This is a genomic window from Arthrobacter sp. Soil764 (genome assembly GCF_001428075.1).
Classification (GTDB): Bacteria; Actinomycetota; Actinomycetes; order Actinomycetales; family Micrococcaceae; genus Arthrobacter.
Genome location: NZ_LMSI01000012.1, coordinates 338,737 through 358,524 on the forward strand (window position 1 = coordinate 338,737; position 19,788 = coordinate 358,524).

General features: G+C 66.6%; 19 protein-coding genes. 11 read left to right on the forward strand and 8 right to left on the reverse strand.

Annotated elements, in window-relative coordinates; all coding sequences use genetic code 11:
* Positions 1-23: 23 nt before the first annotated feature.
* Positions 24-1,043, reverse strand: coding sequence for an asparaginase (locus ASG86_RS09100; protein ID WP_056332785.1), 1,020 nt, complete (start codon positions 1,041-1,043; stop codon positions 24-26).
* Positions 1,044-1,312: 269 nt separating this feature from the next.
* Here ASG86_RS09100 and ASG86_RS09105 point away from each other — a divergent pair, with 269 nt between their 5' ends.
* Positions 1,313-2,368 carry a LacI family DNA-binding transcriptional regulator gene (locus tag ASG86_RS09105; protein WP_056332788.1) on the forward strand — a complete coding sequence of 352 codons (1,056 nt, stop codon included), beginning with the start codon at positions 1,313-1,315 and terminating at the stop codon, positions 2,366-2,368.
* Here ASG86_RS09105 and ASG86_RS09110 read toward each other — a convergent pair.
* Positions 2,365-3,810, reverse strand: a complete 1,446-nt coding sequence (locus tag ASG86_RS09110) for a PucR family transcriptional regulator (RefSeq protein ID WP_056332791.1) — start codon at positions 3,808-3,810, stop codon at positions 2,365-2,367. The genes ASG86_RS09105 and ASG86_RS09110 overlap by 4 nt on opposite strands.
* Before the next feature lie 99 nt (positions 3,811-3,909).
* Between ASG86_RS09110 and pxpA the strand changes: the two genes are divergently transcribed.
* Genes pxpA through ASG86_RS09135 form a run of 5 tightly spaced genes read left to right on the forward strand, consistent with a single transcriptional unit; the run spans position 3,910 to position 8,164 of the window.
* The gene (pxpA, locus tag ASG86_RS09115) at positions 3,910-4,674 is read left to right on the forward strand and encodes a 5-oxoprolinase subunit PxpA (RefSeq protein ID WP_056332794.1); all 765 of its coding nucleotides are present in this window, start codon (positions 3,910-3,912) and stop codon (positions 4,672-4,674) included.
* Positions 4,675-4,687: 13 nt separating this feature from the next.
* Complete coding sequence (locus ASG86_RS09120; RefSeq protein WP_043448830.1) at positions 4,688-4,927, forward strand: acetyl-CoA carboxylase; 240 nt, start codon at positions 4,688-4,690, stop codon at positions 4,925-4,927.
* Between the two features lie 9 nt (positions 4,928-4,936).
* Entirely contained in the window at positions 4,937-6,286 is a 1,350-nt protein-coding gene (locus ASG86_RS09125) for an acetyl-CoA carboxylase biotin carboxylase subunit (protein ID WP_056332797.1), read from the forward strand.
* Positions 6,283-7,188: a 5-oxoprolinase subunit B family protein gene (locus ASG86_RS09130; protein ID WP_056332799.1), complete on the forward strand. Its 906-nt coding sequence runs from the start codon at positions 6,283-6,285 to the stop codon at positions 7,186-7,188. The genes ASG86_RS09125 and ASG86_RS09130 overlap by 4 nt, the downstream gene beginning before the upstream one ends.
* Positions 7,178-8,164 (forward strand): biotin-dependent carboxyltransferase family protein, encoded by a 987-nt coding sequence (locus ASG86_RS09135; RefSeq protein ID WP_056332803.1) that lies wholly within the window; start codon positions 7,178-7,180, stop codon positions 8,162-8,164. Before ASG86_RS09130 ends, ASG86_RS09135 begins: the two co-directional genes overlap by 11 nt.
* 66 nt (positions 8,165-8,230) lie before the next feature.
* Here ASG86_RS09135 and ASG86_RS09140 read toward each other — a convergent pair whose 3' ends face one another.
* Both ASG86_RS09140 and ASG86_RS09145 read right to left on the reverse strand, forming a co-directional pair.
* A complete protein-coding gene (locus tag ASG86_RS09140; RefSeq protein WP_056332805.1) occupies positions 8,231-9,451 on the reverse strand; it encodes a virginiamycin B lyase family protein in 1,221 nt (406 codons plus the stop codon).
* Positions 9,452-9,604: 153 nt separating this feature from the next.
* Positions 9,605-9,925 carry a GYD domain-containing protein gene (locus ASG86_RS09145; protein WP_056332807.1) on the reverse strand — a complete coding sequence of 107 codons (321 nt, stop codon included), beginning with the start codon at positions 9,923-9,925 and terminating at the stop codon, positions 9,605-9,607.
* 450 nt (positions 9,926-10,375) lie between these two features.
* Here ASG86_RS09145 and ASG86_RS09150 point away from each other — a divergent pair, with 450 nt between their 5' ends.
* From ASG86_RS09150 to ASG86_RS09165, 4 genes are all read left to right on the forward strand, one after another.
* Positions 10,376-11,086, forward strand: a complete 711-nt coding sequence (locus ASG86_RS09150; protein ID WP_056332809.1) for a DUF998 domain-containing protein — start codon at positions 10,376-10,378, stop codon at positions 11,084-11,086.
* A 127-nt stretch (positions 11,087-11,213) separates the two neighbouring features.
* Positions 11,214-11,933: a DUF2306 domain-containing protein gene (locus ASG86_RS09155; RefSeq protein ID WP_056332811.1), complete on the forward strand. Its 720-nt coding sequence runs from the start codon at positions 11,214-11,216 to the stop codon at positions 11,931-11,933.
* A gap of 93 nt (positions 11,934-12,026) precedes the next feature.
* A complete protein-coding gene (locus ASG86_RS09160) occupies positions 12,027-14,690 on the forward strand; it encodes a PEP/pyruvate-binding domain-containing protein (RefSeq protein ID WP_056332815.1) in 2,664 nt (887 codons plus the stop codon).
* 32 nt (positions 14,691-14,722) lie between these two features.
* Positions 14,723-15,265: a hypothetical protein gene (locus ASG86_RS09165; protein ID WP_235565149.1), complete on the forward strand. Its 543-nt coding sequence runs from the start codon at positions 14,723-14,725 to the stop codon at positions 15,263-15,265.
* A gap of 29 nt (positions 15,266-15,294) precedes the next feature.
* On the opposite strand, the gene ASG86_RS09170 is transcribed toward ASG86_RS09165, so the two are convergent.
* Positions 15,295-15,561: a hypothetical protein gene (locus ASG86_RS09170; protein ID WP_056332817.1), complete on the reverse strand. Its 267-nt coding sequence runs from the start codon at positions 15,559-15,561 to the stop codon at positions 15,295-15,297.
* A gap of 55 nt (positions 15,562-15,616) precedes the next feature.
* Here ASG86_RS09170 and ASG86_RS09175 point away from each other — a divergent pair, with 55 nt between their 5' ends.
* Positions 15,617-16,123 carry a hypothetical protein gene (locus tag ASG86_RS09175; RefSeq protein WP_156386155.1) on the forward strand — a complete coding sequence of 169 codons (507 nt, stop codon included), beginning with the start codon at positions 15,617-15,619 and terminating at the stop codon, positions 16,121-16,123.
* A 46-nt stretch (positions 16,124-16,169) separates the two neighbouring features.
* Here the strand turns inward: ASG86_RS09175 and ASG86_RS09180 are convergent, their stop codons facing one another.
* The 3 genes from ASG86_RS09180 to ASG86_RS20520 form a co-directional block, all read right to left on the reverse strand.
* A complete protein-coding gene (locus tag ASG86_RS09180) occupies positions 16,170-17,048 on the reverse strand; it encodes a GmrSD restriction endonuclease domain-containing protein (RefSeq protein ID WP_056332819.1) in 879 nt (292 codons plus the stop codon).
* Between the two features lie 207 nt (positions 17,049-17,255).
* Complete coding sequence (locus tag ASG86_RS09185) at positions 17,256-17,645, reverse strand: hypothetical protein (RefSeq protein WP_056332821.1); 390 nt, start codon at positions 17,643-17,645, stop codon at positions 17,256-17,258.
* 281 nt (positions 17,646-17,926) lie between these two features.
* Complete coding sequence (locus ASG86_RS20520) at positions 17,927-19,783, reverse strand: metallophosphoesterase (RefSeq protein WP_156386156.1); 1,857 nt, start codon at positions 19,781-19,783, stop codon at positions 17,927-17,929.
* Positions 19,784-19,788 lie beyond the last annotated feature (5 nt).

Sequence of the window (19,788 nt, forward strand, 5' to 3'; positions counted from 1 at the left end):
ATAAACCGGGATGTTCTGGGGTGTCAGGCGGAAGGTTCAGGAGGCCTCCCTCGTTGGGTGAAGACGTCGGTGATCCGCGTCCGGTCGGGGTTGGTCCTGAGCAGGAGGCTGAGCAGGATCAGCGACTGTGACGGCCGGAGGTGGCCGGAGCCGATGGCCCCGGCGGCCCGGAGGTCTTCGCCTCCCCCGCCTGCCCCGTAGATGGGGACCACGGGTCCGACGTCCACGCGGGTGCTGGTGACCACCACGACGCCGGACGCCACCGCGGCGGCGACCTCGGAGCAGAGGCTGCGGTTGGCATTGCCACTTCCGGTACCTTGCAGGACGATGCCTTCCGCTCCTGCTTCAAGGGCGGCGTGCATCAGGGTGGCGTCGGCGCCGGGGTAGGCGGCGACGAGGTCCACCCGTGGGGAGCGGCCGCCCGGCTGGGGCAAGGGCAAGGCCTCGAGCCTGCTGCCACTGCCCGCCATTGCAACTTCTCCCTGGGCTGATACCTGGCCAAGTACCCCAAAATCGGGGTTCGCAAAGGCATTGAGCCGAAGAGTTTGGCTTTTCCTGACGCCGGCGGCCGGGAAGATGGTGCCCGCGAACTGCACCATCACGCCTTTTCCCCTCCCCTCTTTGGAACCCGCGACGGCGATGGCCCGGGCCAGGTTGTCCGGCCCGTCCGGAGCGTCGGAGTCAGCGGCCCGTTGCGAACCGGTGAAGACCACCGGCCGCTCGTCGCTGTGGGTCAGGTCTGCAAGGTAGGCGGTCTCCTCCATGGTGTCCGTCCCATGGGTCACCACCACGCCCAGGACCTTGGGGTCCTTGAGGACGTCCTTGATGGTGGCGCAGATCCTGAGCATGTCCTCGAACGTCAGGAGGTAGGACCCCTTCTGGAAAACGTCCAGCACCCGGACAGGGTGGGAAACGGGTGCGCCGAGGGCTTTGAACACCTGCTCGCCGGTATCGGATGCGACGGCGCCCCCGCCCTGGGAAGAGCGGGACGAGATGGTGCCTCCGGTCGCCAGCAATACGACGTGGGAGTCGGTAAGGGTCATTTCTGCTCCGGTGTTCGCTTGCGAGGTCCGCAACCCAATCGATTGGGTAACTTTCCACGAAATTGCGGTGTACATGGGCAAGGGGTCGGCGCTGAGGGATGGGGGCGCCGGAAGGAGGTCTTGGGATCGCCTACCCAAACGTTTGGGTAGCGTTGAAAAAAGACTATAGGATGTGAAGCGGGTCACGTCAAGGGCCGTCATTGCGGCCCTGCCGGCGGACCCGGGCGGCGGTCCTGGGCTACAGTGGCCCCGGTGGGCAGGAGATGGACATGAAAGAAAAGGCCGACGGCGGCCGGACGGTAACGCTGAAGGATTTGGCCCGGGAACTGGGCGTCCACCCGTCCACCGTCTCCAGGGTCCTGCATTCCGGCTCCGACGTGGCCAAGGGAGCCGCCTCGGCCGCCACCGCAGAGCGCGTCCGTGAACTGGCCCGCAAGCTCGGTTACTCCCCCGATCCGCAGGCCGCCAGCCTTCGCACCCGCCGGACCAAACTGCTTGGCGTCATCGTCCCCCGGCTTTCGGACCTGGTCCTCGCCATCATGTACGAGGGCATCGACGAGGCCTCGGCCGAGGTGGGGTACTCCGCCTTCGTGATGAACTCCCGGGATGATCCCGAGGAACAGCGGCGGAAGATCGACCTCATGCTGGCGCGCCGGGTGGACGGCCTCATCATCGGCGACGCCCATCTTGACGGCGGCCTCCTGCAGGAACTGACAGACCGGAACGTCCCGTTCGTCCTCATGAACCGCCGGGTGCCCGGCTACCCGTCCGCGACCTGCGACGACGTGGTCGGCGGCGAACTCGTGGCCAGCCACCTGTGGGAGATGGGCCACCGGCAGGTTGCGGTGATTGCCGGTGAACCGTACGCAAGCACCGCCGTCGACCGCACGGCCGGCTTCCGGGACCGCTGGCGTTCGCTGGGCGGCACCATGTCCGACGATGACGTGGTGTGGTCCAGGTTCGATACGGCCGGGGGCCGGGAGGCCGGGGAGGAGATCCTCGCCAGCGGCAGGCCGCGCCCCACCGCCATCTTCGCCGTCAACGATTTCGCCGCCATTGGAGCCATGGGAGCCTTGCGCTCCCACGGCCTCACGGTGGGTGGGGATGTGGCCGTGGTGGGCTACAACGACACCTCCCTGGCGGCCGAACTTCCTATTCCGTTGACCTCGGTCCACTCCCCGATGGCGGATATTGGGCGGACGGCCGTGCAGCTGATGCAGGCCGTGCTCAGGGGTGAAAAGCCCGAGCCCGAACGGCTGAAGCCCACGCTGTGCGTGCGGGAAAGCAGCGCCGCCAGGGCGGCGGCGGAGGTGGCCGCCACCTAGGTCCCGGCACCCACGATCTTCAATGCCAGCAGGCAGGTGGCGCGGACTTCGCCGTCATCAAGGTCCACATGCAGAAGCTCCTCGATTCTGCGCAGCCTGTACGTCAGGGTGTTGCGGTGGATGAAGAGCTCCTTGCAGGTCTCACGGGTATTCCCGCTGTGCCGCAGGTACGCCTCAAGCGTTTCGCGCAGGGCCGTGCCGCCGTCGGGCATTAATGGGGCCAGCAGGCGCCGGGACATTCCCACCAGCCCCGGCCCGGGCAGGCCCTCCACCACGCCGGCAAGGTCTGCCACCGGCGCCTGGTGGAGCCCCGGCTCACCTACCCGGCGGCGGGCCAGCTGCAGCACCAGGGGCAGTTCGTCCAGGTTCGTGCACCCGGAGACGACGGCGGACAGTTCCGGCGCGTCCTGGAAGGACTTCCGGACGGCGTCCATCAGCTCCATCCCGGCTTCCCCGCGCTGCACCAGCACGGTGGTGAGGCCGGCCTCCTCCATGAACCGCACCGTCCTGAATTCAGCCTGCAGGCCCACCCGCACCCGCCACGCGATGGTCCTCAGCTTGGCCGGCGCAACCTCCCCTGCCCCGCCGATCAGCACCGTGCCCCACTCCCCGTCCGGCTCGAACCCGGCTTCCGCGGCGTAACGCCGAAGGGCCGGCGTCGGCGTTCCCCTGGCCTCGTAGAGCGCCTCCATGAACCGTGCGGCCTCCCGCGAATGCAGGGGCGACCGCGAACCCAGGGTGTAGCTCAGCTGCATGGCAATGACCGCAGCCACCGGCCCCAAGAGTGGCTGCAGTACCAGGCTGCTCTTGATCCCCTCGATGGCCAGCCTGAACCGGAGGATTCCGCCGCTGGGCAGGCTCAGCGTGGTCCGGGCGGTTCCGCCCTCAGCTGTTCCTGCGGACATGAGTTCAAAGCCGTTGTGGTCAAGGACCGCCACCCGCGCCCGGATGGCGGTGGCTACCCGCTCCAGTACCTGCGCCACGGAGTGGCCGCCCGCCGCCAGCCTGGTGCACTCATCTGCCAGCTCCCACCCGGCGCGCAGCTCCGCATAGCGTTCGGCCGCGATGAGCTGGTCCACATGCCTCATCACCAGGACGAACGGCACCTGCGGAGGCAGCTCAAGTAAAGGAAGGCCATGGGCTTCGCAGGCCTTCACCAGGCCGGCCGGCAGTTCGCTGTGCGCGGCGCCCAGGCCGAAAACCAGACCCGCCACCGGCACGGACATCAGGCGCTCAACGTAGGCATCCCAGATCCGGTAGTCCTTGACGTTGAGGCCCATCCCGTTGGTCAGCAGCAGCGCGTTGACGCTGAGGAAGGGCGTGGGGTCCATGTGCTCCGTGGGGGCGCACCAGGCGATCGGCCGGACGAGGCGTCCCGGACTGCCCGGTACGGCAAGGCGGATGTTCAGCGCCGGATCCGCCAGGAGATCGGCAACACGCATGGCAACTCCTCGGGTTAGTGCAAAAAGCATAATCCGTGTGTCCACATTCGGCGATCCGCCCAATTCCGGCGGGGTCGCGGGCTCTGTACCGTTGCCTGCATGCAAAAAAACGTGACGGAAACCACGCCTGCCCAGGTGCTCCTGAATTCGGACATGGGTGAGGGCTTTGGATTGCACGAGTTCGGAAATGACGTCGCCCTCATGGAGATTATCGACGTCGCCAACGTCGCCTGCGGCTACCACGCCGGGGACCCGGACGTCATGAACCGGACAGTGGCCCTTGCTGCCGAACACGGAGTGGCGGTCGGAGCCCATCCCGGGCTCCCCGATCCCATGGGTTTCGGCCGCCGCCGCATGGTCCTCACCCCCGACGAGGTTGAGTCGATCATCCTCTACCAGACCGGGGCCTTGACCGCCTTCCTGGCGAAGAACGGGCTGTCCCTCAACCACATCAAACCCCACGGCGCCCTGTACGGCATGCTCGCCGGTGACGAAGAGCTCATGCAGGCGGCGGCCGGAACGGCGAAACAGTTCGGTGTTCCGTTCTACGGCCTGGCCGGAACTGCCCACGAATCGGTGTGCCGCGCCATGGGCGTGGACTTTGTTGCCGAACTCTACGTGGACCTCAATTACGGCCCGGCCGGCGAGCTCCTTATCCAGCGCCGGCCCGCGCCCACCGACCCGGCCGCTGCCGCAGAACGCGTCAGCCGGGCGATGGCAGGCGAGCCGGTGCCCGCCGTCGACGGCACTCCCCTGGACATCAGGTTCCAGAGCATCTGCGTCCACTCCGATGCTCCCAATGCCGTCGCCGTCGCCTCCGCGGTGCGCAGGGCACTCGACTCATCCCGATCCACCCACTCCTGAAAGCGAGCAGCACATGGCCACGATCGTTTCACCCCTTCCCGGAGTCTTCTACCGCAAGCCCGGACCGGGCAAACCCCCATTCGCCAATGAAGGCGACACCATCGAAGTCGGCCAGACCATCGGCATCGTGGAAATCATGAAGCAGTTCACCGAGATCCAGTCCGACGTTGCCGGAACCCTTGAATCCTTCGAAGTCAACGAAGGCGAAATGGTCAACCCGGGCGACACCATCGTCGTCATCCGGGAAGGATAAAGGCAGCCCATGAAACTGTTCATCGCAAACCGAGGCGAGATCGCCGTACGGATCGCCAGGACCGCCCGCGAAATGGGCATCGAAACGGTCCTGGGGGTCAGCGAGGCCGACGTGGAATCACTGGCAGCCCGGTCAGCCGACCAGTACGTGGTGATTGGCCCGGCCCAGGCCGCCGCCAGCTACCTGAACCAGGACGCCCTGGTCACCGCCGCCCGGGAACAGGGGTGCGACGCCGTGCATCCGGGCTACGGCTTCCTCTCCGAAAATGCCGACTTCGCCCGCAAGGTGGCGGACGCCGGCCTGACCTGGGTGGGCCCCAACGCAGACACCATCGGCATGATGGGCAACAAGTCCCTGGCCCGGGAGGCTGCAGCCAAGGCAGGAGTCCCCGTACTCAAGGGGTCCGACGGCCCGCTGGACCCTGAAGCTGACGCCGTCGAAATTGCCCGCGGTATCGGGTACCCGCTGGTGGTGAAGGCCTCGGCCGGAGGCGGCGGCAGGGGCATCCGGTTCGTGCACGACGAAAGCGAGCTCCTTGAAACCATCGAAATGGCCCGGGGCGAGGCCGCTGCCGTCTTCGGCGACGCCACCGTTTACCTGGAACGGTTCGTGGAGCATGCCCGCCACGTTGAGGTGCAGGTCCTCGGCGACGGGACCAACTTCATCCACCTGGGCGACCGCGACTGTTCCATGCAGCGCCGTTCCCAGAAGGTGCTGGAGGAAGCGCCCGCCCCCAACCTTCCGGAGGCCGTCCGCAGCACCATCAGGGAGTCTTCCGTGGCCCTTGCCCGCGAATGCGGCTACCACGGAGCGGGGACCGTGGAGTTCCTCTACGACCCCGTCAACCACGAGGCCGCCTTCATCGAGATGAACACGCGTATCCAGGTGGAGCACCCCATCACCGAGCAAATCACCGGGGTGGACCTGGTCCGTGAGCAGCTGCTGATTGCCTCCACCGGATCCATGTCCATTTCCCAGGACGATGTGCGCTTCACCGGCCACGCCATCGAATGCCGGATCAACGCCGAAGACCCCAACCACCACTTCTTCCCCAGCCCCGGAACCATCCGCTCCCTGGAATGGCCATCGGGTGAGGGAATCCGGGTGGACACCGGAGTGGAGGCAGGTTCGGTGGTGAGCCCGTACTACGACTCCCTCCTGGCCAAGCTGATCGTTCACGCCCCGGACCGGGATGCCGCGATCGCAGCTACCCTGGCGGCTTTGGAGGCAACACACGTTGAGGGGGTCAAGACCACCATCCCCGTCCACACGGCCCTGCTGGCACGGCCTGAATTTGCCAACGTCAGCCACCACTCGAAGTTCATCGAAACCGCAGCCGACCTGATGGGGGCAAAATGACCACCGAAACCGCCGTCCTTCCGGGTGCGCGCTACACCTGGGGCGGGGACGAATTCCTGTTCGTGGAAGTCTCCGAGGCCATGAGCCTGCCCGCGAACTTCAAGGTCATGTCCATCGCGGGCAGGCTCTCCGAGTCCCGGTTCCCGGGAATCGTGGACATCTGCCCAGCCAACGCGTCCCTGCTGGTGCGGTTCGATCCCGACGTCCTGCCGCCGGAACAGCTGGAAAGTGCCGTCCGCGACATCGAACGGGACCTGATGAACCACCAGGAGCGGGCGCTTGAGACGCGGATCGTTGAAGTTCCCGTCTGGTACGAGGACCCCTTCACCGCCGAGGTGGCACAGCGGTTCCGGGAAGGCTTCCACCAGGAGCCCGAGGGCAGCGACATCGACTATGCAGCCAAGGTCAACCACCTCAAGGACGCAGCGGAGTTCATCCAGCGGCACCACGAACAGCCCTGGCTGGTGTCCATGGTTGGCTTCGTGGCCGGGCTGCCGTTCCTGTTCCAGCTGGTGGACCGCGACAAGCAGCTGGAGGTCCCCAAGTACCTGAGCCCACGGACCGACACCCCCAAACTGACCGTGGGCCACGGAGGATGCTTCGGCTGCATCTATTCCGTCCGCGGGGCCGGCGGGTACCAGATGTTCGGCGTGGCCGCGGCCCCCATCTTTGATCCCGGCCAGGCGCTGGCGGACTTCAAGGATTTCATGGTGTTCTTCCGGCCCGGGGACATCGTGAAGTTCAAACCGGTTACCGAGGCGGAATACAACGCAATCCAGGCCGAAATCTCGGCCGGAACCTTCCGCTACCGGCAGGCGCCGGTGACATTCGAGCTGTCCAAAGCCCTGGCCGATCCCGAAGGCTACAACCGTGAACTCATGGAGGCCCTCAATGGCATTTGAAATTGGAAACCCGGGCCTGGCCACCACTGTCCAGGACCAGGGGCGCGCGGGCCACTACAACGTGGGCATCCCGCAAAGCGGTTCCATGGACCAGTACTCCGCCGAGCTCGGCAATGCCCTGGTGGGAAACACGGCGCGGGAAGCGGTCCTTGAGTGCACCTATCTCGGCCCCGTGCTGACCACCGACAGCGATGCCGTCATCGTCGTCACGGGTGCCCCGGTGGAGGTGAAGGTCAACGGGGAGCCGCGGCCCCAGTGGAGCCGCCTGCCGCTCAAGGCCGGGGACCAGCTCTCCTTCGGCGTCATTCAGGGCGGAACCCGCTATTACATCGCGGTCCAGGGCGGCATCGACGTCCCGGAGGTGCTCGGAAGCCGGTCCACTTACAGTCTCGGCGGTATCGGCGGCTTCAAAGGCCGGAAACTTGAAGCGGGTGATGTGGTTCCCGTGGGCACTCCCCTCAACGGCGGACAACTCCCGCAGGCCGAAACTGTTCCGGAGGAGTTCCGGCCCGTTTATGCCAAAGAGCAGGAAGTCCGGATTGTGCTGGGGTTGTACGATCACCGCCTCACTGAAGAAGGCCTGGGCAGTCTCCTGAACGAGGAGTGGAAGGTGACTCCTGTGGCTGACCGGATGGGTCTGCGCTACTCCGGGCCAGGGGTGAAATGGAGGGAGCGGGAACAGCCTTTCGGCGCCGGCTCGGACCCCTCCAACATTGTGGACGCAGGGTACGCCGTGGGGTCCATCCAGATTCCGGGCGGCACCCAGCCGATCATCCTGCACCGCGATGCCGTCTCGGGCGGCGGTTATGCGATGGTGGGCACCGTCATCAGTGCCGACATGGACCTGGTTGCCAGGGCGGCTCCCGGGACGGCGACCCGGTTTGTGGCTGTCAGCCTTGCTGATGCCCTGGACGCCCGCCGGGAGATGGCCGGACGCCGGGACAAGGCCTGGGCGGCACTTGGCGCCAACCGGTGACAGGTGGAGGCGGGCCTGGGCCATCCAGTACCCGCCTCTGCCGGAGCCTCAGGACATCAGTGCGTCTTAGTCCAGGACCCAGCCCTCAGAACAGCCCGCCCCGCTGACCTTCCTTCGACGCCGCAGCACAACAACCACCACAGCAGCGCCGGCCAGGAACAATAGACCGGCTCCGGCGGCGACGGCCGGAAGGGCCACATCGAAGGAACCCCTGGCGATGACGGCGCCATCGGACCCGCCGCCGTCGTCCACGGCTGCCTCTTCCCCGCCCGGGGTGACCGGCGCGGCAGTGCCGGCCGGTCCGCCGTCGAGCACTGTCAGGGACCTGCCGCGCCTGTTCACCACCACCACGGATCCGTCGCCGCGCTGAACCATCCGGCCGGGGTCATCGCCGACGGCGATGGTGCGCGTGGCAGCCGCTGCGCCGGCGGGAATGACGGAGACGGAGTCGTCCACGCTGTTGGTCACGTACACCGTCCCGTCGGCAGCGGCCAGCACCTCCTGCGGCGCCTTGCCCACGGGAATCCGCCGCGCCACCGATGTGCCGCCGGGCTCGATCACCGCCACCTCGTTGGTCATAATGTTGGCCACGTAGACGGTTCCGTCCGGAGCCGCCGCAATCCCGTGCGGGTGGGTCCCCGCGCCCACGTCGATGGTGTGCGACGGCGACGGCGCACCGGCGGGAATCACGGTCACGGTGCCCGCGAGCTGGTTGGCGGCATACGCCGTCCCGTCCTTTGCCAGGGCCACCTCCACGGGATACCGGCCGGCCTGGATGGTCCGGTGCACCCACGCCTCGCCTGGCTTCACCACGGACAGGGAGTTCTCCTCCGGATTGACCACGTACAGCGATCCGTCCGGCCCCACCACCAGCCGGTGCCTGCCGAAGGACACCTTCATGACCAGGGAGACCTGGTCCGCGCCGGGCGCCACAACGCCGATTTCGGACTGCGCGCCATCGGCCTGCGACACGTACAGCGTCCCGTCCGGCGTGACGGCCAGCGACGTGGGAAACTTCCCGGTCCGGATGGTGCGGGACGGCACGGTCTCCCCCGGCCGGTAAGCGCTGACGCTTCCGTCCCACCTGTAGTCGCTGACATACAGCGTGCCGTCCGGTCCGGACGCGACGCCCAAGGGCTGGCCGACGACGTCGATCACCTTCGGGTCGGCCGCGGACGCAGGGGCGGCGACGACGGCGGAGGCCAGTAAGAGCGCGGCTGCCACACCCAGCGCTCTCCGGGCGGCCGGGAGCGGCTTGGTAAACGGACGTGCAGGCTTGGATGTCATGAAGTTCCCCCAGAAAGGTCACCGACCCCCTCGGCAACCCTCCGATCCTAGCCGCAGATGACTCCGCACACGCGCACAAGACGACCTGCCCGCCGTCGTAAATTCACGACGCCGGCCCGCAGCAAAGGTGCCGAGCTCCCCTACCGTGCTGGTCTACTGTCCCGGGGCGCGGTAGGACGGCGTCTTCTTGGCGGCCTCGTCCAGGTCCTCCACGCTCAGCAGCGGCTTCAGCCGGACGTTGACGCTCCCGGACGAATTAATGAGCAGCGACAGTGCTGCGGCACTTGCATCATCCGGCACGTCAAAGACGCCGAGGACGTCGTAGTAGCCGAAGGCATAGTAGAAGCTGTCCAGTGTTCCGCCCACGGACTTCAAAGCCTCCGTCAGCGCATCGCGGCGCTTGGTGCCGCCCTCCTGCATGAGCCCCTTGATGCCCTGGCCCATGTAGGTGGCTTCAAACAGATACTTCGGCATGGTTCGTCCTTCCCTGGATCCTCACAACGGTGTGCTGACTACGGTGTGCTGCGGCCATGCGGAAGGTATCTGCGGAGCCTGAGTGCGATTGATGCAGGATGACGTGCGCACAGAAGCCTCCTCACCTGGCTCGATGGCCGAGCAGGAGCGGCCCAGATCCGGCCCCTTATCCGTGGAAACGGGGTGAATGGCCCCGCTAAGGCTGAAGCTATTCCTCCCCCTGCCGGCAGTCAATATGCCGGGATACCTAATGGCCGCCACCTAAGAAGCAGCCTGGAAGGGGGCGCACTGCCGGTCCCCCAACCTCCCGGGAATCAGCAGCCCAAGGCAGTTCGGCCCTATCAGGATGCAGCGGCGCGGCGAAGGCTGGAACAGTCAGGCGCCGGGCAGGATGCCCGCGGGCCCCGCGTCAGACATGGCAGAACTGCGGGCTCTGAGGACTCTGCGGACATGTCGATCGGGAAGGGACACCTCCAGCGACGCCGGAGAGCGGCCGCGTCCGAAGGCCCGCGCCGCGATGCCGTGCGAAAGAGCCTCCTGACTGCGGGCCCCTTGTCTTCACTCCTGTACGTGGTGTTCACCGACGCCATAGCGGCCTCCCTGTGGGACGGGTACCGCCGCACCGAACAGATGGTGAGCGAACTGTTTGCCGTCGGCTCCCCCGGCCGCGACGTCCTGGCCCCGTTCACCTGGGTGTACACGGTGTTGTTTGTTGCCTTCGGGGCAGGAGTCTGGACCTCCGTGCGCGGGAACCGGGCGTTCCGGGTGGGCGGCGGGCTGCTCACCGCCTATGGGCTGTGGAACATCATGGGAAGCATCTACCCGCTGAGGCTGGGCGATGACACGTCCATACCCATGCATATCGTCGCCACCAACATCCAGCTGGCCCTCATGGTGGCCGCCATGTGCTTCGTAGCTGCCGGATTCCGCGGCCTGATGCGCGCTTACTCAATCGTCTCGCTGGCCGTATCGGCGTTGATGGGCATGATCGCGTTCATGGCGGCGCCGGGCCCAAACCTTGTACTGGGCATCGGCGAGCGCATCAGCATCGGGGCCTTCCTGCTCTGGGTTGCTGTCCTCGGCGCCGCGCTGTGGAATCGCCCGCCGCCTATCGCTAACCGCAACCATCTGCAGTACGTTGAGCGCAGGCCGTATGAATAGGCGCTGCTGGGCGCTGTTGTTCCGGCCATCTCCGCTGGAATCCAGCCCTCAGCCCATTACGTGACCAATCGAGCCCAAGGTCGAAGCCCGGCCACGCGCCACCGGCAGGACCAAGAGAAGCCAACCCATGAACATTGCAGCTATTCCCCGTTCCCGCCCCGCCCCCAAGGCCCGCTGGTTCGTTCCAGTCGGCCTGATCCTCCTGAGCCTCGTACCGATCCTGGCCGGCACGCTACGTCTGACCCAGCTGGCGGGCGGCCAGATAACACCGGAAAACGCCAGGTTCTTTGATTCACCCCTTCCGGTGCTGATCCACATCCCCACAGTCACCCTCTATCTGGTGCTGGGCGCCTTCCAGTTCGTTCCCCCGCTCCGCCGGGGCAAGCGAGGCAGGGCAAGCTGGCACAAGGTCGCTGGCCGCATCCTCGCGCCAACAGGCCTGCTCGCCGCGCTGTCCGGCTTGTGGATGGCCGTCTTCTATGACCTGCCACCACTGGACGGGCCACTGCTGCTGGTCCTTCGGCTGGTGTTCGGGTCCGCGATGGTGGCGTTCATCATCCTGGGGTTCATCGCGGTGCGGCGCCGGAACTACGTCCGGCACAGCGAGTGGATGTCCCGGGCATATGCCATCGGCATTGCCCAGGGAACCATCGTGGTGGTCACCCTCCCCTGGATCGCGCTGGTGGGGCCGGTCACCGAACTCAGCAGGGCTCTGCTGATCGGAGCCTCCTGGGTGCTCAGCCTGGCCGTGGCCGAGTACTTCATCCATCGCCGCGCCCGCGGACCCGCTCCGGGAGGACAAATATTCCGCGACGGCGCGGGCCCTGAACAGCCCGCCATCACCTAAACCCCTATAGCCCCGCACCATGGACGGTGCCAGAATGTTGCGCACCAACTTCCTTCATCCGCCCAGGAATCAGGGCACCAAGGACGCAGCCTCATGACGTACGTCAAGGAATTGGGCGATGTGGGTCGGGATGATGTGGCCCTGGCCGGCGGCAAGGCGGTGGGCCTGGGCGGCCTCATCCAGGCCGGGCTGCCCGTGCCGTCAGGGTTTGTCCTGACCACGGCCGCCTATCAGAACTTCGTCACGCACAACCAGCTCGACGCGGCGATCCAGGACCTCGCCACGCTCCAACCGGACGCGTCCCCGCAGGACTACGAGGATGCCTCCGCACAGATCAACGCGCTGTTCAGGAACGGGACCATGCCGGCCGGAATTGCCGCGGAACTCGAGGAAGCGTACGCGCGGCTCGGCAACGGCACAGCAGTATCAGTCCGTTCCTCCGCCACCGCCGAGGACCTCACCTCGGCCAGTTTCGCCGGGCAACAGGAAACCTACCTGAACGTCCATGGCACGGAGGCACTCACCCGGGCCGTCATCAACTGCTGGGCTTCGCTTTGGACGGCGCGCGCCATGGCCTACCGGGCCCGCGAAGGCGTGGGGCCGGACCAGGTGCGGCTCGCCGTCGTGGTCCAGCAGATGGTGCAGGCTGACGCCGCCGGCGTCATGTTCACTGCCAACCCCGCCAACGGGCGGCGGGACCAGACGGTGATCAGCGCCGCCTGGGGCTTGGGCGAGGCCGTGGTCAGCGGCACCGTCACCACGGACGATCTTGTGGTTGAGTCCGCCACGGGCCGGGTCCTCTCCCGGCAGACAGCGGACAAGGATGTCATGACCGTGCCCGCGGAGAACGGAACGGCCGAGGAGAAGGTGGCGGAAGCCCGCCGTCGTGCGCCCGTCCTGGACGATGCCGCCGCAGCTAGCCTGGCCCGCGACGGCCAGCGGAGCGCAGACCACTTTGGCGCGCCGCAGGACATCGAATGGGCGCGGGCCGGCGGCCGGTTCTTCCTGCTGCAGTCCCGGCCCATCACGGCCCTCCCCGAACCTGCAGCCGACGTCCCCGACACCTGGCCGGTGCCCTATCCCAAGGGGCTCTACTTCCGGGCGAGCATCGTGGAGCAGATGCCGGACCCGCTCACCCCGCTCTTCGCCGACCTCATCGACGGCTCGGTTACCCGCTCGCTGTCGGCCCTGATGAACCAGGCGCTGGGCCGCAACTCCCTGCGCGAGGGCGACGTCAGGTTCCCCACCATCAACGGCTACGCCTATTACTACTACCGCAACCTGGCCATGTTGCGGATGACGGGCCGCACGGTCCCGGCGCTGGGCGCGCTGTTCAGCGGCAAGGCGCACATGGGCATCACGGGCTGGCGCGACTATTCGCACCCGCGCTATGAACGGGTGGTCAGGGACTGGTCCGTGACCCCGCCGCCGGAGCTCTCCGGCGACCGGCTGCTGGCCGGCGTGCAGGCGCTCCTGGACGCCGGCACCGTCTACTACACTGCCGTGCAGTCCATCATCCCGCTCGCCGCCATGAGCGAGCTCTCCTTTCGGGCCTTCTATGACAAGGCCGTCCGGCGCCGCGGCGATCCCCCGGCCCAGGAGTTCCTGCTGGGCTTCGACAGCGAACCCATCCGGGCGGAAAAGTCGCTGTACGACCTTGCGGGGTGGGCGCGGAGCGACCCCGCGCTGGTTGCGGCGTTGCTGGAACGGCCGACGGCGGAACTCGCCCAGTGCCAGCGGACCGGTTCCGCGCCGGAAGGGGTGGAGGACGTCCTGTGGCAGGAATGGCGCTTCACCTTCCAGGAGCACCTGGACCTCTACGGCCACGCCGTCTACAACCTGGACTTCGCCATCCCCGTACCGGCGGACCACCCGTCCGCACAGCTCGAAACGGTGAAGTTCTACCTCCGGGGGCAGGGCACCGACCCGCATGAGCGGCAGCGGCAGCTGACCGAGCGCCGGGAGTCACTGACGCGGGAGATGGCTGCCCGGCTGGGACCGCGCCGCCGAGCCCTGTTCTTCCGCCTGCTCCGGTGGGCGCAGGAAGCCGCGCCGATCCGCGAAGACGCGCTGGCCGACGTCGGACTGGCCTGGCCGCTGCTGCGGCGCATGCTGCTGGAACTGGGGCGGCGGCTGGTGTCCTCGGGCGTGCTTGCCGCGCCGGAGGACGTGTTCTGGCTGCGCCACCAGGAGCTGCAGGCCGCCGTCGACTTCGGCCTCGCCGAACCCGGCGCCCGTGGTGGCGCTGCCATTGCCGGGGCTGACCGTCCGGTCCGGGCCGCCGCCGTGGAGGAGCGGAAGATGCTGTGGCGGGGCCAGGCGAAGGCCGCGGCACCGCAGATGCTGCCCGAGAGCAAGTGGATGGAGCGGTCGTTCGGATCGTGGATGCCCGCAGGTTCCCAGCACCAGTCCGGCGACGTGATCAAGGGCGCCGGCGCGAGTTCCGGCAAGGTCACCGCGGCTGCCCGTGTGCTGCGGGGCCCGGAGGATTTTGGCCTGATGCAGCCCGGTGAGGTGCTGGTGGCCCGCATCACCACTCCCGCGTGGACGCCGCTGTTCGCGATGGCGTCCGCCGTGGTGACCGACGTGGGCGGACCGCTCAGCCACAGCTCCATCGTGGCCCGCGAGTATGGCATCCCGGCCGTCCTGGGCACCGGGGTGGCGACGCAGCGGCTGGCCGCCGTTCAGCAGGTCACGGTTGATGGCGACGCCGGTACAGTCACCATCAGGCATCCGGCCTCCAGCGGGCAACGTTAGGAAAGAGGGGCCCGGAGGCGCATAGTTGGGAGATGACCAGTCCTTACACCCGGGGCGACTCCTTCAGCAGCGAGGCTTCCCGGAAACACATCAGGCAGGCGCTCGCGAACTACGGTGCAACCGACGTTGCGTTCACTCAACGGGGAAACCTGAGTGCCGTCGCATTCAAGGGTGACGGGCGGCAGTTCCGGATTGTCATGCCCATACTGCAGTCCGAAGGCGCCCTGGCGATCCGCGGGGACGTCGCGGACAGCCGGCTCCACGAAGCGAACGCAAGAATCCTGGAACGCGCCAACCGCAAATCCTGGCACGCCCTGGCCCAGGCCATAGACGCCAAGCTCGGCGCGGCGGCGGCAGGCATTGCCACCCTTGAATCGGAATTCCTGGCCCATGTGGTCCTCCCCGGAAACCACACCGTGATTGACGAACTCGAACCCATCATCGACGCTGCCTACCGGTCCGGCCGGCGGCCATCATTCGGCGGTCCGGATCCTTCGGCGCGTGCCGCTGAAGGCGAGGCAGATTTCCCGCAGCTCCGGGCCGTCCCGTCCCCTACGTCCCGTGGTGGAAGCTAACCGCACCGGCTTGGCGGTTGCTTGCCCGGCTACTCCCCCATGCCGGGGTGCACGGGAACGAAGTCGATCTTGTTGCCGGAGTTGGTCCGGCCCGCCGGGGCCCGGTTGAACCCCTTCGCATCGAGCCCGTTCCCGGCCCGGAAGTCCGCGAGCGCCACGTCGTAGGCGTTGTTAAGGGTCCGGCCAGAGAACTCGCCGGTGCTGCCGTCAGCGAAAGCAATCCGGATCCGCACGCCGGCCGGGTAGTGCCGGTTCATCCGGATGTAGCCGTCGGCGTCCTGCTGGAGAGTGATCATGGGAATCCGCTTTCGTTTGTGGGAGCAGTCTCAAGTTTGCCTCAAATCCTGAAGGATGCCGGACCTGCCGGTGCCATACTGGGCCATGGCGATTGGGATGACGCGGCGTGGAACCTGGCTGCGGTACGGGCTGCTCTCAGCCCTGCTGGTCGCCATCCACCTTGGCATCCAGTGGTACTTTTCTGAGGGCGTTTACCAAGGCCGGGCGAACGTCCCGCTGCGGAAGTTCCCGGAAGACGTGAGCGTCCTGGATCTTCTGACCTTCACGCCGATCTTCATCGGACTCAAATTCCTGGCTTACGACTCCGCAGTGCGCTCCTTCACCAAGGGCTACAGGCCTCCCGCACTAATGGTCATCTTCATCGCCGGCTACGTGGTGGCCCTGGCGATGGACATCGCCTGCCTCACCGCGGCGGCAAAACCAATTGCAGACTCGGGGTTCGCGCTTCTGGGGCCGATTCTTCAAACGCCGTTTGTACTCTTCCTGGCCGGCGCAATCATCGCAGGTTTGGCACTGCAAAAAGACTTCCCCCCAGAGGCGCAACCGAACAACCCACGTTAACCTTCCCTCCGTACCCAAGGGAGGAGTGCGGCGGCAGGCGGGGCGCTCAGCCCTCGCAGGCCACCCCGTCGCCGTCGCCGTCCAGCCCGGACCGGTAGCCCGCAGTACCGGCATACAGCGGCGCCGCCCCGGCGGTGACCACTTCAGCGCAGTTAGCGTAATAGACAACGGTGCCGGCGGCGGCGGGAGCGACGGACGTTGGCGCCGGTTCACCCGGGCAGCCGGCCAGGATGCCCGCAATGGCATCGTGCTCCGCCTGCGTCACCCACAGGCCGTACCGGGCTTTCACGGACACCTGCCGGGCGACGTACCCGCACCGGAACCCCTTGGCGGGCGGCAACCAGGTGGCGGCGTCGCCGTCGCCCTTTTGCTGGTTGGTGGGCCCGTCGGTGGCCTGGAGGTTCAGCGGATCGTTGGCGAACACCGTCCGCTGCTCCGAGGTCAACTGCTGGGCGCCCTTTTGCCAGGCGTCGCTGAGTGCCACCACGTGGTCGATCTGCACGGCGCTGCTGGTGGTGGTGCCGCGGAGGAAGTTGATGACCGTGCCGGTGTAGGGATCGGCAAGCACTCCGGTTTTGACGGTGCAGGGGACGCTGCTGGTGAAGGTCACCTGGGTCAGGTCCCGCTGGAGGATGTCGTTACGGGTGTCGCAGCCGTTCCGGTCCACGTCCGCCCACGTCGGCCCGAACAGCGACCGCTCGTACCCCGTCTTGGGCGCCCGGCCCTTCACCGGAAGGGTGGCCAGGAGGTCTGCGGCCTCAAGCGCAGCATCCGGCCCGGCCACCGAGGTGCCGTCCAGGGCGTCGGCGGCGTTTGCCGGCAGGCTCGGAATGAAGAGCCCAAGCAGGGCGGAAAGCACGACGGCGGCCATCCAGCGGGTGCCGGACGCGGGCGTTGTTGCGGGCAAGGACGTGTAGCCGGACATGCAGGTTCCCCAGGTTGTGTGCAGGAAGGGTTTGGGGCGTCAGCCCCCCATTGCCGCTGACGCCACGGACGAGCCTAGCGTCCTGCACGTGCCTAAAATGCCGGTTCCGGCCGGAGTGGGCGAATCCTTCCCGACTCCTGCGCTTAACCTGCGACGGAGGCACGCGGTTCAGGCGTCAGATGGTTTCCCGCTTGCTCCTGCCCGTCCTTAAGGGTTCAGGGCCTTTCCAAAGACCCAGCGGTTCCATTTGCTGGGGTCTCCGCCCGGCGGCAGGCCGAGTTTGCGGACTGCCTTCTTCCACCACCGGTTGCTGAGGTAGAAGACCGCCCCGATCAGGACGAGGAGAACGGCCAGGACAACCAGGGACCAGTCCTTCGCAGCCTGGTACTCGTAGTAGCCCGGCTGGCCGTAGGCCAGTTCCCCGGAAACCAGTGGGCCTGTCACATCCAGGAAGTAGTAGAACAGCTGGAAGAACGGCATCGTCAGCAGTGTCAGCGGCACGAACACGATGGCGAAGTATTTGAGCCACAATGTGGCGCAGCGTTTGTTCCAGGCTGCCAATTGCTGTTTCTGGTCAGTGTCGATCAACCGGTCCATACTCTCCCCCAATGAGTTCCCGCTTTGTGCACAGCTTACGGGAAGGCAAACTCCCGGACTTGAAAAGTAAGCATGCTTGCTATTAGGGTTGGGGTCAGCTTCTCCGCCTGGCCCCCATCAGGCGGAGTGGTTGCCAGGAAAGCTCCGCGCACTCCAGTGCTGCGGGGCTTTTCCTGTCTGCCCTCCGACAGCAGCCAGGACGTCACGTCAGCTGTTGAGGGCAAACACAACGGTGGCACCCAAGCCGGGTGCCGCCGTCGTTCTTAATTCAGCTGGTCCGCTCATGGACCCGCAGGCCGCACCACGATGGCCGAGCCGCACTGGTTGACCAGCGTGCCCAGGCTCGAGGCCGCGGTGGCGGTCTTCGTGCCAGTGGCTGACGTATCGGTCAGGGCGAGGGAGTTGACCTCGATGGCCGCGTTCGACTTGGCCGCGATGTTGGATGTTGCGTCCCCCACTTCAGTTGTCCCTGCCGGTGGGGTGAAGGACGTGGTGGCCGAGTTGGTACCGTTCCTGACGCCGTGCGCGGTCAGCAAGAGTGCCCCCGCCGTTACCGGTGTGACGGACGGAGCCCGGACATCCGGGTAAGCTACCCCTGTGTTGTTGTCCGTGGCGGGCGTAACGTCCAGCGGTGTGGTGGTGTTTGCCCCCTGCACCGCAACGGTCGACCAGGCGTACCGGGAAGTCGGTTCAGGCACGCTCGGTGCAGTATCGCCGGCCTGCATCACGCGGTACCAGACCGCCTGGTGCGCCGATGCAGAGCTTGCGCTGGTGAAGTCACCCACCGCCTTTGTCCATCCAGCCGGGGCCGTGACATTGGCAGAACCCGACACCGTGACCTGCGAGAACAGGAAAACCGTGTCGCCAGGTTGCCAACCGGCAGGCAGGCCCGCCGTGTACGAACCCGCTGCCGTCAGCTCGCCGGACCCAGTGGCGGACGACCGGACGGAAACTGCTGATGTTGTCGGCGGAGGCGTCGTTGTTGTCGGCGTGGGAGTTGGGGTTGGCGTAGGTGTCGGCGTGGGAGTTGGGGTTGGCGTAGGTGTCGGCGTGGGAGTTGGGGTTGGCGTGGCGGTCGTTGTCGGTGTTGGCGTGGGGCTCGGCGACGGTGCCGGGCGGGTGATGGTGAATTTATCCGAATAGGTTCCGCCGGAAGCCCGGACGAATGAACCGGTCAAGGTTGTGCTTGTCACCGACACATTCAAGAACCCGTAGGTGGGGTTGTTGTTGCTGCCCATGAAGCTCTGGAAGTACGGCGCCGTGGTCGTATTGCTCTCACTGTTGATCGACCTGCCGCCTGAACCCACGGTGGCCAGGATGGTCCCGGTCCCGGCGGCAAACTGCCCGTTGGGGTCCGTGCCGGCCACGCAGTCCGGGTTGAAGCTGCTGACCGGGATGGCCGTGCAGCTGCCCTTGAGCGCCAGCGGGTAGCTGCGTGCGTACGCATGGTCGTGTGCCTGCAGGTACAGGTCCACCTTTTTGGAGACCAGCATGTTCATCAGGTCGGGGCTGGCGGCGCAGGGGTAGTTGACCATCGACAGGCAGTACATGTGCATGCCCACCACGACAAACGGGATTCCGGCTGCGCGCGCTGAGTCGATGGCCGACGTCACGAACTTGTAGCCCTGGGTGCCGGACTTGTAGGACCAGTCAAGGCCGCTGCCGCTGTACGTCAGCTTCGGGGACACCATGATCAGCCGCACCAGCGGGCTGCTGGACGGGTAGTCGGTGTAGAACTGCTGGGCATAGTTTCCTACCGACCCGAGTTCATCCGGCAGGCACGAGGCGAATTTGGACCACACACCGTCAGGTCCGTCATCCTCGTGGTTCCCCGTGATGAATTCGTACGGCATGGTCCCGGCGTGCTGCTTGACGAACGAGCACCAGGCCGATTCCGGGGTGATCTGGGAGTAGGACAGGTCGCCAAGGTTGAAAAATGCCGAGGTTCCGGCGTTGCGTGCTGCATCGATGACCTTGCCCGTCACCGTGTTGCCGCCGGTGTCACCGGCGAACCCCAGGCTCACCGACGTTGCGGCCGAGGCCTGCGAGTCGCGTGAGGTGCCCAGGAAGGAGACATTGGCGAGCACGAGGGCGGTGCCCAGCAGGAGGGCCAGCACCGCAGTCACTGGATGGCGCATGCGCC